The 17,732-nt window shown below is 69.5% G+C and carries 18 protein-coding genes; 17 read left to right on the plus strand and 1 reads right to left on the minus strand.

Annotated elements, in window-relative coordinates:
• Positions 1-183: 183 nt before the first annotated feature.
• From ACLARN_RS43185 to glyA, 4 genes are all read left to right on the plus strand, one after another.
• Positions 184-705, plus strand: a complete 522-nt coding sequence (locus ACLARN_RS43185; RefSeq protein ID WP_409497291.1) for a gamma carbonic anhydrase family protein — start codon at positions 184-186, stop codon at positions 703-705.
• A 34-nt stretch (positions 706-739) separates the two neighbouring features.
• The gene (locus tag ACLARN_RS43190) at positions 740-1,171 is read left to right on the plus strand and encodes an uL11 family ribosomal protein (RefSeq protein WP_409497292.1); all 432 of its coding nucleotides are present in this window, start codon (positions 740-742) and stop codon (positions 1,169-1,171) included.
• Positions 1,168-1,587, plus strand: coding sequence for a hypothetical protein (locus ACLARN_RS43195; protein ID WP_409497293.1), 420 nt, complete (start codon positions 1,168-1,170; stop codon positions 1,585-1,587). The genes ACLARN_RS43190 and ACLARN_RS43195 overlap by 4 nt, the downstream gene beginning before the upstream one ends.
• Before the next feature lie 110 nt (positions 1,588-1,697).
• On the plus strand, positions 1,698-2,966 hold the full coding sequence (glyA, locus tag ACLARN_RS43200) for a serine hydroxymethyltransferase (RefSeq protein ID WP_409497294.1): 1,269 nt from the start codon (positions 1,698-1,700) through the stop codon (positions 2,964-2,966).
• A gap of 125 nt (positions 2,967-3,091) precedes the next feature.
• Here the strand turns inward: glyA and ACLARN_RS43205 are convergent, their stop codons facing one another.
• On the minus strand, positions 3,092-3,610 hold the full coding sequence (locus ACLARN_RS43205; protein WP_101611081.1) for an inorganic diphosphatase: 519 nt from the start codon (positions 3,608-3,610) through the stop codon (positions 3,092-3,094).
• Between the two features lie 152 nt (positions 3,611-3,762).
• Between ACLARN_RS43205 and dacB the strand changes: the two genes are divergently transcribed.
• The 13 genes from dacB (at position 3,763) to folK (ending at position 17,553) form a co-directional block, all read left to right on the plus strand.
• A complete protein-coding gene (gene dacB / locus ACLARN_RS43210) occupies positions 3,763-5,823 on the plus strand; it encodes a D-alanyl-D-alanine carboxypeptidase/D-alanyl-D-alanine-endopeptidase (protein WP_409497295.1) in 2,061 nt (686 codons plus the stop codon).
• Positions 5,824-5,923: 100 nt separating this feature from the next.
• Positions 5,924-6,952, plus strand: coding sequence for a zinc-dependent metalloprotease (locus ACLARN_RS43215; protein ID WP_409497306.1), 1,029 nt, complete (start codon positions 5,924-5,926; stop codon positions 6,950-6,952).
• Positions 6,949-7,923: a tRNA lysidine(34) synthetase TilS gene (gene tilS, locus ACLARN_RS43220; protein WP_409497296.1), complete on the plus strand. Its 975-nt coding sequence runs from the start codon at positions 6,949-6,951 to the stop codon at positions 7,921-7,923. Before ACLARN_RS43215 ends, tilS begins: the two co-directional genes overlap by 4 nt.
• Before the next feature lie 13 nt (positions 7,924-7,936).
• Positions 7,937-8,500: a hypoxanthine phosphoribosyltransferase gene (gene hpt, locus ACLARN_RS43225; RefSeq protein WP_076155912.1), complete on the plus strand. Its 564-nt coding sequence runs from the start codon at positions 7,937-7,939 to the stop codon at positions 8,498-8,500.
• Positions 8,501-8,644: 144 nt separating this feature from the next.
• The gene (locus ACLARN_RS43230; protein WP_409497297.1) at positions 8,645-9,007 is read left to right on the plus strand and encodes a hypothetical protein; all 363 of its coding nucleotides are present in this window, start codon (positions 8,645-8,647) and stop codon (positions 9,005-9,007) included.
• A 17-nt stretch (positions 9,008-9,024) separates the two neighbouring features.
• A complete protein-coding gene (locus ACLARN_RS43235) occupies positions 9,025-10,404 on the plus strand; it encodes a WXG100 family type VII secretion target (RefSeq protein WP_409497298.1) in 1,380 nt (459 codons plus the stop codon).
• A 65-nt stretch (positions 10,405-10,469) separates the two neighbouring features.
• Positions 10,470-11,264: an ESX secretion-associated protein EspG gene (locus ACLARN_RS43240; RefSeq protein ID WP_409497299.1), complete on the plus strand. Its 795-nt coding sequence runs from the start codon at positions 10,470-10,472 to the stop codon at positions 11,262-11,264.
• 571 nt (positions 11,265-11,835) lie between these two features.
• A complete protein-coding gene (locus ACLARN_RS43245; protein ID WP_409497300.1) occupies positions 11,836-12,669 on the plus strand; it encodes an ESX secretion-associated protein EspG in 834 nt (277 codons plus the stop codon).
• Positions 12,670-12,858: 189 nt separating this feature from the next.
• Positions 12,859-15,285, plus strand: a complete 2,427-nt coding sequence (gene ftsH / locus ACLARN_RS43250; RefSeq protein WP_409497301.1) for an ATP-dependent zinc metalloprotease FtsH — start codon at positions 12,859-12,861, stop codon at positions 15,283-15,285.
• On the plus strand, positions 15,254-15,868 hold the full coding sequence (gene folE, locus ACLARN_RS43255) for a GTP cyclohydrolase I FolE (RefSeq protein ID WP_409497302.1): 615 nt from the start codon (positions 15,254-15,256) through the stop codon (positions 15,866-15,868). Before ftsH ends, folE begins: the two co-directional genes overlap by 32 nt.
• The gene (gene folP, locus ACLARN_RS43260; RefSeq protein WP_409497303.1) at positions 15,865-16,707 is read left to right on the plus strand and encodes a dihydropteroate synthase; all 843 of its coding nucleotides are present in this window, start codon (positions 15,865-15,867) and stop codon (positions 16,705-16,707) included. The genes folE and folP overlap by 4 nt, the downstream gene beginning before the upstream one ends.
• A complete protein-coding gene (folB, locus tag ACLARN_RS43265; RefSeq protein ID WP_409497304.1) occupies positions 16,700-17,059 on the plus strand; it encodes a dihydroneopterin aldolase in 360 nt (119 codons plus the stop codon). Before folP ends, folB begins: the two co-directional genes overlap by 8 nt.
• The gene (folK, locus tag ACLARN_RS43270) at positions 17,056-17,553 is read left to right on the plus strand and encodes a 2-amino-4-hydroxy-6-hydroxymethyldihydropteridine diphosphokinase (RefSeq protein WP_409497305.1); all 498 of its coding nucleotides are present in this window, start codon (positions 17,056-17,058) and stop codon (positions 17,551-17,553) included. Before folB ends, folK begins: the two co-directional genes overlap by 4 nt.
• The last annotated feature ends 179 nt before the right edge of the window (positions 17,554-17,732 follow it).

Raw genomic sequence — 17,732 nt, forward strand, 5'->3', positions numbered from 1 at the left:
CGCCGCCCAACTCAACCGCCGCCCACGCAAAACACTCGACTGGGACACCCCAGCCGAGCGCCTCGCTAAACTCCTCACCAAAACCAGTTGATCACCCGTGTTGCAACGACCCCTGAAATCCACCCCCTCGGCTCAGCCGCGTGAAGGGGGCCTTCACGCGCTCGGGCGCATAGGGTGCGGGGCATGCCGCTGTTCGAATTCGAGGGGCACCGTCCCCAGGTGGATCCCGAAGCGTGGATCGCCCCCACCGCCACCCTGATCGGCGACGTCGTCGTGGAGAAGGGCGCTTCCGTCTGGTACGGCGCCGTGCTGCGCGCCGACTTCGGGAAGATCGTCATCCGCGAAGGCGCCAACATCCAGGACAACTCGGTCATCCACGTCAACGACGGGGTCACCGAGGTCGGCAAGAACGTCACCGTCGGGCACCAGTGCCTCGTGCACGACTGCACGATCGGCGAGCAGGCGTTGATCGGGAACGGCTCGACCGTGCTCGACAAGGCACAGATCGGGGCGAAGGCCCTGGTCGCCGCCGGTGCCACGGTGACGCCGGGGATGGTCGTCCCGCCCGAGACCGTCGCCATGGGCAGCCCCGCGAAGAAGCACGTCCCGCTCGACGGCAACGCGAAGCTGTGGGTCGAGCACAACGCGGCGATCTACCAGGAACTGGCGCGCAGGCACGCGGAAGGCATCAAGCCGATCGATTGACTCTCCAGTAACTGGAGACCCTAGCTTCGGGCGTATGGCACCGAAGTCGAAGAAGAAGACGCACCAGGCGACGCTCGAGCTGACCGCCGGCAACGCGCCGGTGGTCGACCTCGGCAAGACGCTCGGCCAGACCGGCGTGAACCTCGTCGAGGTCAAGAAGGCCTACGACACGGCGACGGCGGCGCAGCGCGGCGAGATCGTCCCGGTGGTCGTGTCGGTGTTCGAGGACCGCTCCTTCGAACTCCGGCTGAAGACCCCGCCGACGTCGTTCCTCATCAAGAAAGCCTTGGGTGGCAAGGGTTCCGGCCGTCCCGGTCATGAAGTCGCGGGAAAGCTCACCCAGGACCAGCTGCGGGAGATCGCCGAACGGAAACTGCCGGATCTCAACACCGGGGACCTCGGCGCTGCCATGCGCACGATCGCGGGCACGGCCCGCTCGATGGGCGTCGCGATCGAAGAACCGTGACCCGCAAGCACGTGATCGTCCCGCCTTTCCGTGACCTCGATCCGGCCCTCGAAGTCGCGGAAAGGCTGCTCTCGCAAGGGAACCCGTGGCTCGCCGGGGTGGCAGCGGCGCTGCCGGACGAGCACGCGGCCGCGAACCGGCTCAACCGGATCCTGGCGGGCACGGGGGCCGCGCCGCGGCTCGTCGTCGCCGGAAATGCCTGGCGCGTAGTGCATGTGACGTCGTGGCCGGGCTGCGGCGACCTGGTCACGGGCGCCGCCGGGCTGGCGGAACTGGTCGCGTTCGGCGGCTGGCGGCGGATCAAACGGTGTGCCGTCTGCGCACGGCCGTTCTGTGATCGCACGTCGGGATGCAGCCGCCGATGGTGCGGCGAACATCGCCCGCATGCCGACTCCGGCTCCAGCGGAGTGCACTAGGCTCCGGGGGCACCAGCGACTGGCGCATTTGAGGTGGAGCACCACCGGGAAGCGAATTCAGGCCGGCACCGCGCGCCTGGGTGAAGGCCACTCCTGAGCCGGAGTACGCCATGACACACCAGCCAGAACTGTCCGCGCTCGCCGCCGCCGACCCGCAGATCGCCGGGCTCGTCGAGGACGAGGCGAAGCGCCAGCACGACAAGATCCGCCTGATCGCGTCCGAGAACTACGTCTCCCAGGCGGTGCTCGAAGCGACCGGCACCGTCCTCACCAACAAGTACTCCGAGGGCTACGCCGGCAAGCGGTACTACGAGGGCCAGCAGCTCGTCGACCAGGTCGAGAACCTCGCCATCGAGCGGGCGAAGGCCGTCTTCGGCGCCGACCACGCCAACGTCCAGCCGTACTCCGGTTCCCCGGCGAACCTGGCCGTGTACCTCGCCTTCGCGAAGCCGGGCGACACCGTGCTCGGCATGGCGCTGCCCGACGGCGGTCACTTGACGCACGGCTGGAGCGTGTCCGCGACCGGCAAGTGGTTCACGCCGGTCCGCTACGGCGTCCGCGAGGAGACCGGCCGCGTCGACCTCGACCAGGTGCGTGAACTCGCGTTGCAGCACCGGCCGAAGCTGATCTTCGCGGGCGGCACCGCGATCCCGCGCACCATCGCCTTCCCGGCGTTCGCCGAGATCGCCCGCGAGGTCGACGCCGTCCTGGTCGCCGACATCGCGCATATCGCCGGTCTCGTCGCCGGTGGCGCGCATCCGTCGCCGGTCGGGCACGCGCAGGTCATCACCACGACCACGCACAAGACACTGCGCGGCCCGCGTGGCGCGATGATCCTTTCCGACGCCGACCACGCGAAGGCCGTCGACAAGGCGGTGTTCCCCGGTCTGCAGGGCGGCCCGCACAACCACACGACCGCGGCGATCGCCGTCGCGCTGGGCGAGGCACAGAAGCCCGAGTTCCGCGACTACGCGCACGCGATCGTGGCGAACGCCAAGGCGCTGGCGGAGGCTTTGGTGGAGCGCGGGTACGACCTCGTGTCCGGCGGTACCGACAACCACCTGCTGCTGATCGACCTGACGAACAAGAACGTGCCGGGCAAACCCGCCGCGCAGGCGCTGGACCGGGCCGGGATCGAACTGAACTACAACACCGTGCCGTTCGACCCGCGCAAGCCGTTCGACCCGTCCGGCATCCGGCTCGGCACCTCCGCGATCACCACGCGCGGGCTCCAGCCGGAGCACCAGGTCAAGGTGGCGGAGTGGATCGACCGCACGATCACCGCCGCGGCGGCCGAGGAACAGTCCGCTTTGGACACCGTCGCCGCCGAGATCCGCGAGTTCCTGGCGCCGTTCCCGATCCCGGGCTACTCGGCCTGACCGCAAGTAGTCGCCTACTTGCGCTCTGGACCGGCCGCAAGTAGGCGACTACTTGCGAGGCAAGGCCGAAGGGGCCCTTCACCGCATCGCGTGCGGTGAAGGGCCCCTTCGGCCTTGCGAAACGACTAGTGAGCCGCGGGACCGTCGACGGCCTCCTTGGCCAGCCTGTCGGTCTCACGCTCGTACGAACGCTTGATCTCGGCCTCGGCCTCGGTACGTCCGACCCAGCTCGAACCCTCGACGCTCTTGCCCGGCTCCAGATCCTTGTACACCTCGAAGAAGTGCTGGATCTCGAGCTTGTGGAACTCGTTCAGGTGGTGGATGTCGCGCAGGTGCTCCAGGCGCGGGTCGTTCGTCGGGACCGCGAGGACCTTGTCGTCCGGGCCCTTCTCGTCGGTCATCCGGAACATGCCGATCGCGCGGCAGCGGATCAGGCAGCCCGGGAAGGTCGGCTCCTGGACGAGCACCAGCACGTCGAGCGGGTCGCCGTCCTGGCCGAGGGTGTCGTCGATGAAGCCGTAGTCGGCGGGGTACTGAGTGGCGGTGAACAGCGTCCGGTCGAGCTTGATCCGACCGGTCTTGTGGTCCACCTCGTACTTGTTGCGCTCCCCCTTGGGGATTTCGATAGTGACGTCGAATTCCACGCCGGCCTCGCTGCTCTCGTCTTTGGTACGCCCCGCCGTCGCGGACGGCTCACCGAAATCATCGTCTTGTCTTCACTAGTGTGGACCACGGGGGCTCGGGCGGTCGCATCGATGTGGTCGTATGTGAGCTTGGCCCCTTCCCCGGACGGTGGATGAAGGAGTGTTACGTGCCGGAAAACGATGACCCGAGGTGGCCGTCGGACGACAAGGACACCTCATCCGCCGAGCCCAAGGGCCCCAAGGGGGGCGGTGAGGCCACCGTCTGGCTGCCCATGTCGGGTCTGGCGAACGGTAAGACCGAAGAGCTGTCAGTGCCGAAGGTCACACCCGAAAGTGGCTCCTGGTTCGAGCCGGTCGTCGAGGTCGAGGAAGAACCGGACGTCCCGGAGACGCCCACGCCGCAGTGGTCCGCCTTCGCCCCGGTGACGCCGGTCGAGCAGGAAAAGCCGTCAGAGCCGAAGACGCTCTTCGTGAAACCCGTCCAGCCTCAGCACGGGGACGAACCGGATTGGGACCAGTTCGACCGGGGCGCCCCCACTCCGTCGCGTGACCCCGAGCCGCGGCAGGAACCCCCGGCCCAGGAGACACCGCCCCCAGAGACACCGCGCCGTCCCGAGCAGAACCGGGTCGAGCCGCCGCGCCCCGCGCCGGTCCCGTCCGCGACGATGCACGCGCGGCCGGTCCGCATCGAGCCGGCCGAAGAGCGCTTCGACTCCGAAGCCACCGTCGGGATCCAGCAGCCCGAACCGCCCTCCGAGAAGCCCCCCGCGCCTCCCGCCGCTGCCGCCGCGCCCGCGCCCGCGCCGAAGCCGAAGAGGCGCAAGCGCAAGGTCCTGGTGATCACGACCGTGGTCGTCTTCCTGCTGCTCGCCGGGATGGGCGGCGCGTCCGCGATGCCGAAGGTGTCGAACCGGCTCGGCCTGCCCTGGGCGCCGAACGCGCCGAAGGGCGACATCCCCAAGCCGGCGGGCATCTCCCGTGTCCTGCACGGGCCGGACCTCAACGGCGCCGGGCCGACGAAGGAGGGGCTCGCTTCCGCGCTGGCGGGGCCCGCCGGTTCCGCCGACCTCGGCACGCTCACCGGCACCGTCGTGGACGCGGCGACCGGTGAGGTCCTCTGGGACAAGAACTCCGGCACCCCGCTGACCCCGGCGTCGACCACGAAGATCCTCGTCGTGGCGGCCGCGTTGCTGTCGCTGGACCACGGGATGCAGATCCCGACGAAGATCGTCCAGGGCGCCGATCCGGGCACGGCCATCCTGGTCGCGGGCGGCGACCCGTCGCTGACGTCGCTTCCGCTGGGCACCGACTCGCCGCTGTACCCGGGCGCCGCCCACGTCGACGACCTCGTCGCCCAGGTCAAGAAGGCCACCGGCGGCAAGATCACCAAGGTCCAGCTGGACGTCAGCCTGTTCAAGGGGCCGACGGCCGCGAAGGGCTGGGACCAGGAGGACACCGCCGCCGGGAACACCTACATGGCGGCGGTCCTCCCCGTGATGGCCGACGGCGGCCGCAACGACCCGAAAAGCGACCACGCGCCCCGGATCGCGAACCCGGCGGCCGCGCTGACCCAGAAGATCGCGGGGAAGCTCGAAGCCCAGGCAGGCGGGACGACGACGGCGCCGAAGGACGCGAAGGTGCTCGGCGAGGTCAAGTCGCAGCCGCTGGCCGAGTTCGCCAATTCGCTGTTGCAGCTTTCGGACAACATGCTCGCCGACGTCCTCGCCCGCCAGATCGCGATCGCCAAGGGCGCCGAAGCGTCCTTCACCGGCGGCGCGGCCGCGACGATGGACGTGCTCAAGCAGGCGGGCTTCGACCTCACCGGCGTCCAGATCAACGACGGCAGCGGATTGTCCGACCAGAACAAGATCCCGGCGAAGGTGCTCAGCGAGATCCTCGCGGTCGCGGCGGCGCCGGACGGCAAGGATCCGAGGACGGCCAAACTGCGGCCGCTGCTGGCCGGCCTCCCCGTCGCGGGTGGCAGCGGGACGCTGGAGAAGCGCTACGGCGATCCGGCGTCGGCGGCGGGCCGGGGCTGGGTGCGAGGCAAGACCGGGACGCTGTCGGGGGTGAACACCCTGGCGGGCGTGGTACTGGACACCGACGGCCGGATGCTGGTGTTCGCGCTGATGTCGTCCGGCTCGGATCAGAACAAGGGCAGGGCCGCGCTGGACGTCGTCGCGGCGACACTGCACAAATGCGGCTGCAGGTGAGCGACCGGAATCGGAGCGTGAGGAAGTCGCGGCGGAATTCGGGCTTTCAGCGGGTAGCGTCATAAGAGTGACTGAGGAAACGCCGACCAAGACACGTTCGATGGTCGACTGGTCCCTGGCCGCCTCGACGGGCGCCCTCCTGGTGCGCGGTGGCCCGGTGGTCGACCGCGAAGTGGCCGAGGAAGCCGTCGCCGATCTGCGGGAGCTGACCAGCGAGGCGGAGGGGCACGTCCGTGAGCTGACCGGGCTCGGGCTCGATCTGCCGCTGCTGCCCGCCGAGGTCGTCGACCGGCCCGGCTGGGTCCGCTCGGCCGCCGCCGGGCTCGACGCGCTCACCGGCCGCGCGCTGCCGCAGGCGCAGGGCGGGCCGCTCGGCCCCGTGCTGGCCGGTGGCGCCGGTGTCCAGACCGGGCTGGTGCTCGCGTTCCTGGCTTCCCGCGTGCTCGGCCAGTACGACCCGTTCGGCGGGCCGGAGCGCGCCGGTCAGCTGGTGCTCGTCGCGCCGAACGTGGTCGCCGCCCAGCGCGCGATGGACGTGCCCGGCCACGATTTCCGGCTGTGGGTCTGCCTGCACGAATGCACCCACCGGCTCCAGTTCACCGCGGTCACCTGGCTGCGCGACTACTTCGCCGACGAGGTCGAGCGCCTGATCGGCGGGCTCGCCGGCCGCGACGCGGACGGGCTGAGCGATCTGGTCGGCCGCCTCCCGGACACCATCAAGCAGATCGGCAAGGGCAAGGCGGGCGGTGCCGGTCTCGCCGAACTCCTGCAGTCGCCGAGCGAACGCGCGGTGTTCGACCGGCTCCTCGCGCTCTCCACCCTGTTGGAGGGGCACGCCGACTTCGTGATGGACGCCGTCGGGCCGCGGGTCGTGCCGAGTGTCGAGCTGATCCGCTCGCGGTTCACCACGCGGCGCAAGGGCGGCGGGCTGGTCGACCGCGTGCTGCGCAGCCTGCTCGGGGTGGACGCGAAGATGCACCAGTACGAGCAGGGCGCGAAGTTCACCAAGCACGTTGTCGACGCTGTCGGCATGGAGGGCTTCAACGCCGTCTGGACGTCGCCGAACACGCTGCCGACCCGGGCCGAGATCACCGATCCCGCGGCCTGGGTGCGGCGCCTGCACGGGTGAGCGGGCCGGATCCGGCGATCGCGGCCGTGCGGACGGCCGTGCGGGACTTCCTGACGTCGGCGGATCGTCGCGACGAGCTGTGTGTCGCGGTTTCCGGCGGCGCGGATTCGCTCGCGCTGGCCGAAGCGGCGGCGTTCGTCGGCACTCGCGCGGGGCTGAAGGTGCGGGCACTCGTCGTCGACCACGGCCTCCAGGACGGTTCCGCCGAAACCGCGGCGAAGGCGGCCGGCACGGCCCGTGAGCTGGGCGTCGACACCGCTGAAGTCTTACGGGTGAACGTCGAAGGCGGGGGCGGACCGGAAGCCGCGGCCCGCCGGGCCCGGTACCGCGCCTTGCGTTCGGCGCTGCCGGAAAGCCACGGTCTCGTCCTCCTCGGCCACACCCTCGACGACCAGGCCGAAACCGTCCTGCTCGGCCTCGGCCGCGGATCGGGACCGCGCTCGCTGGCCGGGATGCGGCCGCACGACCCGCCATGGGGACGGCCGCTGCTCGGCGTCACCCGCGCCACCACCCGGCAGGCGTGCCGGGCGCTCGGCGTCGAACCGTGGCAGGACCCGCACAACGCGGACCCGCGGTTCACCCGTGTCCGGTTACGGACGGAAGTACTGCCCCTTCTGGAGGATGTGCTGTCCGGCGGTGTCGCGGCCTCGCTCGCCCGCACGGCGGCGCAACTGCGCGAGGACACCGAGGCGTTGGACACACTCGCGGGCGACGTCTACCTGCGTGCCTTCACCGACGACGGGCTCGACGTCGCGGTGCTCGCCACCGAGCCGCCTGCCCTGCGACGACGAGTCCTCCGCAGGTGGTTACTGGACTCCGGAGTCCGCGAACTCACCGACGCCCACCTGCGTTCGGTCGACGCGCTGGTGGGGAACTGGCGGGGTCAAGGCGGGGTCTGGCTACCCGGCGACTTGGTGGCCAAGCGGGCGCATGGCAGGCTCTCGGTCGAAGCACCCCAGTCCACCACCTAGAGGGGATCGTCCTGTGTACGAAGGCGAGATCGCCTCCGTGCTCGTCACCGAGCAGCAGATCAACGACAAGATCGCCGAGCTGGCCGCGAAGGTAGCCGCGGACTACCCGGTCGACGGCCCCGGCTCCGGGCAGGGAGACCTCCTGCTCGTCGGCGTGCTCAAGGGCGCGGTGATGTTCATGACCGACTTCGCCAGGGCACTCCCTCTTCCTTCGCAGCTCGAGTTCATGGCGGTCTCCTCCTACGGTTCGGCGACCTCGTCGTCCGGCGTGGTGCGGATCCTCAAGGACCTCGATCGCGACATCGCCGGCCGCGACGTCCTCATCGTCGAGGACATCGTCGACTCCGGGCTCACGCTGTCCTGGCTCCTGAAGAACCTCGCCAGCCGCAACCCGGCCTCGCTGGAGGTCGTCTCGCTCCTGCGCAAGCCCGAGGCGGTCAAGGTCGATGTACCGGTCAAGTACATCGGGTTCGACATTCCGAACGAATTCGTAGTCGGATACGGCCTCGACTACGCGGAGCGTTACCGGGACCTGCCCTACATCGGCACCCTGGATCCGCACGTTTACACGTCCTGAGAACCGCTTGCCCGCGGACGCGGAAATGCGGAACCCTGAGCACGGAGAACGCGTCATAGGCTGCGATCAAGTGCGTTAACCTATGCGAAGACCTTTGCCACGATGCCGTCGTGGCCTGGCCCGGGGGAAACGGAGAGAGCTCAGATGGGGAACAGCTTGGCGGACGCGAACGCGTTCAAGAACGCCGCGGCCCAGGGGCAGGTCGGGATCGACCCGGACGCGGCCCAGACCGTCCTGAACAAGATCCGCACCGGCAAGGACGCCGTCGAGGCCCTGCTGCACCGTGCCGGTGACCTCGGCCAGGCTCCGAAGCTGGGCAACAACCCGGTCGGCAACGCGATCGCCGCGAAGGTGGCGAACCGGGCCGACGGCGGCGGCGACTCGTACTCGGCCGCTCTCCAGAACCTTTACCAGCAGTACGAGGCCGCAGAGTCCGGCATCGTGATCGCGATGGCCAGGTACCACGAGATCGACCAGACCGCGGCCGAGCCGTTCCGGAACGTCTGAGGGGGAGTCAGAAAGCCATGCCACCGAAGCACAGCGCCGACTCTTTCGGCGAGAGCACCAGCAGCACCCCGGTCCAGCTCGGCGACAACTCGCACGCCGAGGGCATCGTCTCGTCCGCGCGCGGACGTTCGGACGGGTTCGACATCGGCGCCGACCGCGCCATCACGAACCCGCCGAACTGGGAGAGCGCCCCGACCAGCCAGGACCTGTGGAACCAGGCCAACCTCGGCAACGACCCCAGCACCGCGACCTCGATCAGCCAGTCGTGGAGCTCGCACGGGACCCAGCTGAGCCAGGCCTCGAACGACCTCTACACCGCGATCTCCGAACTGGGCGCCGCCTGGATCGGGCAGGGCGCGGCGAGCGCGCAGGGTTCGCTGGTCGCCATCGCGAACTCGGGCTCGCAGGCCTCCGAAGCCGCGACCACGATGTCGGACAGGCTGCAGAAGCAGGCCGACGCCGCCACCAAGGTCAAGCTGATGCCGAAGCCGACCAACTACACCCCCGAGGGTGCGATGGGCCAGGCGCTCGCGGCGGGCCCGGTCGGCATGATCACCGACCAGAAGCCCCTCGCCGACCAGGACAAGGAAGTGCGGGCGGAGCAGGCCAGGTTCCTCGAGGCCTACACCAAGGAGATGAGCGAGGTCGACAGCTCGACTCCGAGCTTCGGCCCCGAATCCCTCGGCATGAAGCCGACGGCCACGCACAACAGCGCCTCGTTCAGCGGTGTCGGCAACGTCGGCGGCGGGGGCCTCAACTCCGGCGCCGTCTCCGGCGCCCCGGTCCTCGCGGGCACACACGGCTACGGCGGCGCGCAGGGCGGTTCGCCCGCGCCGGTCGTCCACACTGGTCCGGACTCGGGCGTGTTCTCGCAGGCGGGCTACAACCCCGCCACCGGGAACCTGCCCGCTTCGGGTGTCGCACCCGGCGCCGGTGTCGCGTCCGGTGCCGGCGCGCCGATCACCGCCCCGCACGCCCCGGCGGCGAGCGGCGGCAGCGGGCTCGGCCAGGCACTCACCGCGGCCGCCCTCGGCGGCGGTCTCGGCTACGCCGGTGCGAAGGCGCTCGGACAGGGCAACAAGTCCGGCGCCAAGGAAACCGACAGCACCGACGCCGCGGCGACCGACAACGCGCCCGCGCAGAGCGCCGCGTCCCAGGCCGTGCCGCAGCAGGGCCTCGTGTCCTCCAGCGGCACCATCGGTGGCGGCGCCACCCCGCCGATGCAGGGCATGGGCGGCGGTATGGGCATGGGTGCCCACGGCGCGCAGGCGGAGCAGGAAGAGGAGCACACGCACGCGTCGTTCCTCATCGAGCCCGACCCGGACGACGCCTTCGGTGCCAACGAGGCGACCCCGCCGCCGGTCATCGGCGCCTGGACCGAAGACGACGATCGCTAGAGCGGTTTTCACCGGGCGCGCGGCCGAACCGGCCGCGCGCCCGCTGACTTGTTTGGGGGCGGACGATGGCGAACGGTGAACTGCTCACCGCGGTCGAGCTGGACTTCCTGTGGGAGGGCGCGAACGCCGGAGAGCTGCCGTACCCGCTGCGGCTCCGCTCGCACGGGGCGACCGTCGATGAGCGCGACGCCCTGCGGAAGCAGACGCTCCAGTCACTGAACCAGCGTCGTCTCGCCGACGAACGCGGGCGTCCCGAGCCCCACATCGAGGACTACTTCGGTGTCCTCGCGCGGCCGGACCTGAGCCTGGACTGTGTCCAGCTCAACAATCCCAACACCGAACCGCTGCTCGCGGTCGCGTCGCTGCTCGGCGGCCAGGGCCTCCTGACGGTGCAGGATCAGCGCGGTTTCCACTTCCATCCGATCGCGCCGGACGGCCTCGCGAGCGCGATCGTCTCCCTCCTGCCGCCGGGTGCGCGCGGCACCGAGAAGTCGATCACCCTCCCGCTGGACGGACTCGTCGGCGCTTCCGGCGCGGACTTCCTCCAGCGCCGCCAGCCGCAGGTCGACGGCACGGCGACGTCCGACGAGGACCGCAAGGCCCTGTCCCGGCTCCAGGCCCAGCCGCGGCTGCGCGGCGGCCAGTTCGGCGCCAACGCGCGCAGCAGGCACGGCACGCGGAGCCGGTCTTCGGTGCTGAGCTGGTTCGACACGCAGTCGGGCCGGTACTTCACCCAGGCCACCCGCGGCTCCGACGGACGGGACTGGATCACCGTCGCGCCCGCGGACCCGGCGACGCTGCGGCACCGGCTCACGGAGATGCTGGGGAAGATCGCGGCCGACGCTTCCGTCGCACGCTGACCCTGTCGTCCCGCTGCCTTCCCATCGTGGTCGGCAGTCTCGGTCGAGACTCGCGTGAAGGCCTCCTTCCCAAGTACATGAAGGCCCCCTTCCTGTACCTAGGCGCCAGGGTTCCGGCAAAGTCGCAGAGCTGCTGGTCAGCGCTGCTCTTGGTAATCCGGGCTTGACATCGCTAGTGCCCGAAAGGGTCGAGCGGGGAGGATTCCGGACGTTCAACGTCCGGAATCCTCCCCGCTCAGGGGGCTCCGCAACCGGTGTGACCGCTGACGATGAAGGAATGGGGACACTCAACGTCCCAATTCCTTCACCGTCAGCCTCACACAGGCGGCGAATAGCCACCTGACCTGCAAGATCTCGACTTTGCCGGGACCCTGACCTAGGCGCAAGCAAGGGGGCCTTCATGTACTTCAAGCGACCAGGTCGCCAGCACCCGGGCCCAGCCCTTTCGGCCATCCGGCCACCGCCTGTCGTACCCCTTCGCTATCGTGAACCCCAGGGCGTTCTGACGTACAGCGACCAGCCGCGCACAGGCCCCGCAGCAGGAGCCAAGGTGCCGGGAGGGCACGGAGCAATGCACCAGGAACACTTCACACCGATGGCGTTCGACTTCCTCTGGGAGTCCGCCGAACTCGGCGACTTGCCGTATCCGCTGCGCCTGCGTTCGCACGGCGCGACCGAGGCCGAGCGGCGGGTGCTGCGCGACCGCACCGACGTCGAACTCAAGGCCCGCGGCCTCCGCGACAGCCGGGGGAGGCTGGACCGGAAGATCGAGGACTGGCTGTACCTCCTCGCCCGCGGCTCGCTGACCATCGACGCGCTGCACATCCCCGAGTTCCAGGCCCCGACGATCGCCGTCCTCGGCGCCACCGACGGCCGCGACGCGGTGCTCGCGATCCAGGACCAGTCCGGCATCTGGCTTCGCGAAGCACCAGCCGACGGGCTCCCCACCGCCGTCGTCGAGCTGCTTCCGCCGGGACAGCGCGGCTCCGAGGCGTCCGTCACGCTGCCGATCGACGACGCCCGCCGGACCGAGCCGATCCGCGCCGCCGTCAACCCGACGAAGCAGAGCGAAGAGCCCGAAGCGGCGAAGACCCGTCGTAAAGAGAAGCCCCGTGTCTCACTCAGCGAACGCGTCACCGCGGACCCGCGCGAGGCGTTCGGCAAGCTCACCGGCCAGCCGCGGCTGCGTGGCGGTCAGCTGGCAGCGAACAGCCGGTCCCACGTCGGCGCCAAGCAGCGGTCCCGCGTCCTCGGCTGGTTCGACACCGTCAGCGGACGCTATCTCAGCACGTCACAGGCCGGTCCGGACGGACGCGAATGGGTCACCGTCTCACCCGCCGACATCAAGACACTGCGGATGAGACTGGGCGAAATGGCCGCCGGTGTGGCGGTCGACACACGCTAGGGTCACGCCCCGGGAACCCTCGCGTGGCGTCCGCCGTTGACGTCCGAGAGGCTCACCACCCTCGTCCGTCCAGGCGGGCGGTATCCTGAGGGGCGGGTGTCGGAGCACCATGGGTCGTCAAGATCGTGATGGCGGGTATCACAGGAGCCGCCCAACCAGGAAGGGTCGAGGCCACCAGGGCCGAGTCGTATGAACCGGAAGAGCGTGCTCAAGAACCCAGTGCTCTGGATTCTCGCGGCGGTACTGGCGTTTCTCGCTTATAACACGATCTTCGACAGTGATCGTGGCTATACCCAGGTGCCGATCTCGATCGCGAATCAGCAGATCACCACGAACAACGTGAAGGAAGCCTCGCAAGAGGACAAGGAGCAGCAGATCAAGCTGCTGCTGAACAAGAAGATCGAGGTCGAGGGCCAGCAGGTCGACCAGATCATGGCCCAGTACCCGGCGAACGTCGCGGGCACCGTCTACGGCCAGCTCATCGGCCTCAAGAACGGTGACAACCCGGTCAAGTTCACCACCAAGGTCACCCAGCAGAACATCCTCACCCAGATCCTGATCTTCGCCATTCCGCTGGCGCTGGTGCTGGGCCTGCTGATGTGGATGATGAACAACGCGCAGGGCGGCGGGAACCGCGTCCTCAACTTCGGCAAGTCGAAGGCCAAGCAACTCAACAAGGACATGCCCAAGACGACCTTCGGGGACGTCGCGGGAGCCGACGAGGCCGTCGAAGAGCTGTACGAGATCAAGGATTTCCTGCAGAACCCGGCGCGCTACCAGGCACTCGGAGCGAAGATCCCCAAGGGCGTCCTGCTCTACGGGCCGCCCGGTACCGGTAAGACGCTGCTCGCGCGAGCCGTCGCCGGCGAGGCGGGCGTGCCGTTCTACACGATCTCCGGTTCCGACTTCGTCGAGATGTTCGTCGGTGTCGGCGCCTCGCGTGTCCGCGACCTGTTCGAGCAGGCCAAGCAGAACGCGCCCTGCATCATCTTCGTCGACGAGATCGACGCGGTCGGCCGCCAGCGCGGCGCCGGCCTCGGCGGCGGCCACGACGAACGTGAGCAGACGCTGAACCAGCTGCTCGTCGAGATGGACGGCTTCGACGCGCGCGGCGGCATCATCCTGATCGCCGCCACCAACCGGCCCGACATCCTCGACCCGGCGCTGCTGCGCCCGGGCCGCTTTGACCGCCAGATCCCGGTGTCCGCACCGGATATGCGCGGCCGCAGGGCGATCCTCGAGGTGCACGCCAAGGGCAAGCCGATCGCGCAGGGCACCGACCTGAGCGGCCTCGCCAAGCGGACCGTCGGCATGTCCGGCGCCGACCTGGCGAACGTGCTCAACGAGGCCGCGCTGCTCACCGCCCGCCAGAACGGGCACGTGATCACCGACGAGGCGCTGGAGGAGTCGGTCGACCGCGTCGTCGGCGGCCCCGCCCGCAAGAGCCGGATCATCTCCGAGAAGGAGAAGAAGATCACGGCCTACCACGAGGGCGGGCACGCGCTCGCCGCGTGGGCGATGCCGGACATCGAACCGGTCTACAAGCTGACGATCCTGCCGCGCGGGCGCACCGGCGGTCACGCCCTGCTCGTCCCGGAGGACGACAAGGAGTTGATGACCCGTTCGGAGATGATCGGGCGCCTGGTCTTCGCGATGGGCGGTCGGACGGCGGAGGAGCTCGTCTTCCACGAGCCCACCACCGGTGCCTCCTCCGACATCGAGCAGGCGACCAAGATCGCCCGCGCGATGGTCACCGAATACGGCATGAGCGCCCGGCTCGGCGCGGTCAAGTACGGCCAGGAGCAGGGCGACCCGTTCCTCGGCCGCTCGGCGGGCCGCCAGGCGGACTACTCGCTGGAAGTCGCGCACGAGATCGACGAGGAGGTGCGCAAGCTCATCGAGACCGCGCACACCGAGGCGTGGCACGTGCTGAGCACCTACCGTGACGTGCTGGACGAGCTGGTCATCGAGCTCCTCGAGAAGGAGACGCTGACCCGCAAGGATCTCGAGCGGATCTTCGCGACCGTCGAGAAGCGCCCGCACATCACCATCTTCAACGAGTTCGGCGAGCGGAAGCCGTCGGACAAGCCGCCGATCAAGACCCCCGGCGAGCTGGCGATGGAGCGCGGCGAGCCGTGGCCCCCGCCGGAGGAGAAGAAGGAACAGCCGGTGCTCCAGCCGGCGCCGACCCCGGTCGGCACCGCGCAGGGCGGCGGCGACCTTCCCGGTGGTCCGCCGTACGCGGCCCCGGTCCCGCCCGCAGACCCGAACGCCAACCCCTACGCTCCGCCGCAGCCGGGTGCCTACCCCAACGGTGGCCGCCCGAACGGTGGGCCGAACGGCACCGGCCACTGGCCCCAGGCATATGGTGGGCAGCAGCCGGGCGGTCCGGCAGGCGGTTATCAGGGTGGGCCCGTTGGTGGTCCGCCGAACTACGGGGCTCCTCCCGGATGGACCCCGGCAACCCAGCCGGGCGGCCAGCCGAACCAGCCCTGGCGTCCCGCCGAAGACCGTCCGCGTGACACCTGGTTCGGCGGCGAGCCGGGCCAGCCTGGCGGTCAGCAGGACGAAGGACAGCAACGGCGTGACGACGGACAGGACGACAACAAGCGATAGCGGCACGGGCCCGGTCTTCGACCAAGAGCGGGCCGAGAAAGCCGTACGCGAACTCCTGCTCGCCTGTGGTGAGGACCCGGACCGGGACGGTCTCCTTGAGACCCCCGCCCGGGTCGCTCGCGCTTACCGGGAAATGTTCGCCGGGCTCTACACCGAGCCGGACCACGTGCTGGACCGCACATTCGACGAGGCGCACGAAGAACTCGTCCTGGTGACGGACATCCCGATGTTTTCGGTATGTGAACACCACCTGCTGTCCTTCCACGGCGTCGCCCACGTCGGCTACATCCCGAATGAGCACGGCAAGGTCACCGGCCTGTCCAAACTGGCCCGCCTCGTCGATCTCTACGCCAAGCGCCCCCAGGTCCAGGAGCGCCTGACCTCGCAGGTCGCCGACGCGCTCATGCGCAAACTCGCGCCCCGCGGCGCGATCGTCGTGGTCGAGGCCGAGCATCTCTGCATGGCCATGCGCGGCATCCGCAAACCCGGCGCCAGGACGACGACGTCGGCGGTGCGCGGTCTGTTGCAGTCTTCGGCGTCCTCGCGGGCGGAGGCGCTGGACCTGATCAAGGGCCGTCGATGACCGCCCTGCCCCAGCCCGGCCGCTGCGCGGTGATGGGCATCCTCAACGTCACCCCCGATTCCTTTTCGGACGGTGGCCGCTACCTCGGGATCGAGCAGGCGCTGGAGCACGCGCACGCGATGTGGTCCCGCGGCGCGGATCTGATCGACGTCGGCGGGGAGTCGACGCGGCCGGGCGCGTCCCGGGTGGACGCCGACACCGAGATTTCCCGGATCATGCCGGTGATCCGATCGCTGGCGGCCGACGGGGTCGCGATGTCCGTGGACACCACCCGCGCCGAGGTGGCCCTCGCCGCCGTCGAGGCGGGCGCGTCGGTCATCAACGATGTTTCGGGCGGTCTGGCCGATCCGAACATGGCGAAGGTCGCCGCGGAGACCGGCGTCCCGTATGTGCTGATGCACTGGCGCGGGCACAGCAAGGACATGAACGCGCTGGCGTCCTATGAGGACGTCGTCGCCGACGTTCGCTCCGAGTTGCTGTCCCGAGTGGACGAAGCGGTCTCCGCGGGTGTCGACCAGAGTGCGATCGTGCTCGATCCCGGGCTCGGTTTCGCGAAGAACGCCGAGCACGACTGGGCGCTGTTGAACGGCCTGGATTTCTTTCTGTCCTTGGGTTTCCCGATCCTTGTCGGTGCCTCGCGCAAACGCTTCCTCGGGCGTCTTTTGTCCGGAAAGGACGGAAAGCCCGCTCCGCCGGACGGCCGGGAGAACGCGACCGCGGCCGTGTCCGCGCTCGCCGCCGCGGCGGGTGCGTGGGGTGTGCGGGTGCACGAAGTCGGCGCGAGTATCGACGCCGTGACCGTCGCGGCCGCTTGGCGAAAGGGGAGTCCCGTTGTCTGACCGGATCACGTTGACCGGCTTGAGGGTCTTCGGCAGGCACGGGGTCTTCGACCACGAGAAGCGCGACGGGCAGGAGTTCGTCGTCGACATCGTCGTATGGCTGGACCTCGGTCCGGCCGCCGCGTCCGACGACCTGACCAAGACGCTGCACTACGGCGAACTCGCCGAACTCGCCGCCGGGATCGTGGCGGGCGAACCGTACGACCTCATCGAGAGCGTCGCCGGGAAGATCGCCGACGAGGTCCTGCGCGACGAGCGGCTGACCTCCGTCGAGGTGACGGTGCACAAACCGTCCGCGCCGATCCCGCTGAACTTCGACGACGTCGCGGTGACGGTGCGGCGGGAGCGATGAGCCGCGCGCTGCTCTCGCTCGGTTCCAACCTGGGAGACCGGCTCGCGTTCCTTCAGTCCGCCGTCGACGCCGTGCGGCCCGCGGTCGTCGCCGTTTCGAGTGTTTACGAGACGAAAGCGTGGGGTGTCGAGGACCAGCCGGACTTCCTCAACGCCGTCGTCCTCGTCGACGACCCGGAGCGTGACCACTGGGACTGGCTGCGGGCAGGGCAGGCCGCCGAACAGGCGGCGGAGCGCGTGCGCGAGGTCCGTTGGGGACCGCGCACGCTGGATGTCGACATAGTGACCGTGGACGGGGTGCGCTCCGACGACCCCCAGTTGCTGCTTCCGCATCCCGGCACGCCGGAGCGCGCGAGCGTGCTGATCCCCTGGCTGGAGATCGAGCCCGCCGCGATGCTGCCCGGCCACGGCCCCGTCGCCGACCTCCTCGCCGCCCGGCCCGCCTCCGACGTCACCTCCGTACGCCGGACCCCGCTCACCCTTGCCCTCGCCTGACCCCCGCGTTTCGTCCCCTAGTTGCGGTAGTTCGCGTCACGAACCACCGCAACTAGCCTGCGTCTTTCACGCAGTGTGATGTAGATCTGGTCGTGAAATGGAGGAAGTGCCTGTCCTGTAAGGGAAACTTGGGCTTGCGAAGGTCCAGGGTTCTCTCACGGGAAGGCACTTCCTTGGTG

It is taken from the genome of Amycolatopsis sp. cmx-11-12, assembly GCF_046269425.1.
GTDB lineage: Bacteria > Actinomycetota > Actinomycetes > Mycobacteriales > Pseudonocardiaceae > Amycolatopsis.

Excerpts from the sequence above, each read along its gene's own strand:
- dacB (WP_409497295.1), top strand. The coding sequence starts at position 3,763 with ATGAAGGAGTGTTACGTGCCGGAAAACGATGACCCGAGGTGGCCGTCG.
- folK (WP_409497305.1), top strand. The coding sequence starts at position 17,056 with ATGAGCCGCGCGCTGCTCTCGCTCGGTTCCAACCTGGGAGACCGGCTC.
- ACLARN_RS43230 (WP_409497297.1), top strand. The coding sequence starts at position 8,645 with ATGGGGAACAGCTTGGCGGACGCGAACGCGTTCAAGAACGCCGCGGCC.
- ACLARN_RS43235 (WP_409497298.1), top strand. The coding sequence starts at position 9,025 with ATGCCACCGAAGCACAGCGCCGACTCTTTCGGCGAGAGCACCAGCAGC.
- folP (WP_409497303.1), top strand. The coding sequence starts at position 15,865 with ATGACCGCCCTGCCCCAGCCCGGCCGCTGCGCGGTGATGGGCATCCTC.
- glyA (WP_409497294.1), top strand. The coding sequence starts at position 1,698 with ATGACACACCAGCCAGAACTGTCCGCGCTCGCCGCCGCCGACCCGCAG.
- ftsH (WP_409497301.1), top strand. The coding sequence starts at position 12,859 with ATGAACCGGAAGAGCGTGCTCAAGAACCCAGTGCTCTGGATTCTCGCG.
- ACLARN_RS43190 (WP_409497292.1), top strand. The coding sequence starts at position 740 with ATGGCACCGAAGTCGAAGAAGAAGACGCACCAGGCGACGCTCGAGCTG.
- ACLARN_RS43245 (WP_409497300.1), top strand. The coding sequence starts at position 11,836 with ATGCACCAGGAACACTTCACACCGATGGCGTTCGACTTCCTCTGGGAG.
- ACLARN_RS43240 (WP_409497299.1), top strand. The coding sequence starts at position 10,470 with ATGGCGAACGGTGAACTGCTCACCGCGGTCGAGCTGGACTTCCTGTGG.
- ACLARN_RS43215 (WP_409497306.1), top strand. The coding sequence starts at position 5,924 with ATGGTCGACTGGTCCCTGGCCGCCTCGACGGGCGCCCTCCTGGTGCGC.
- ACLARN_RS43185 (WP_409497291.1), top strand. The coding sequence starts at position 184 with ATGCCGCTGTTCGAATTCGAGGGGCACCGTCCCCAGGTGGATCCCGAA.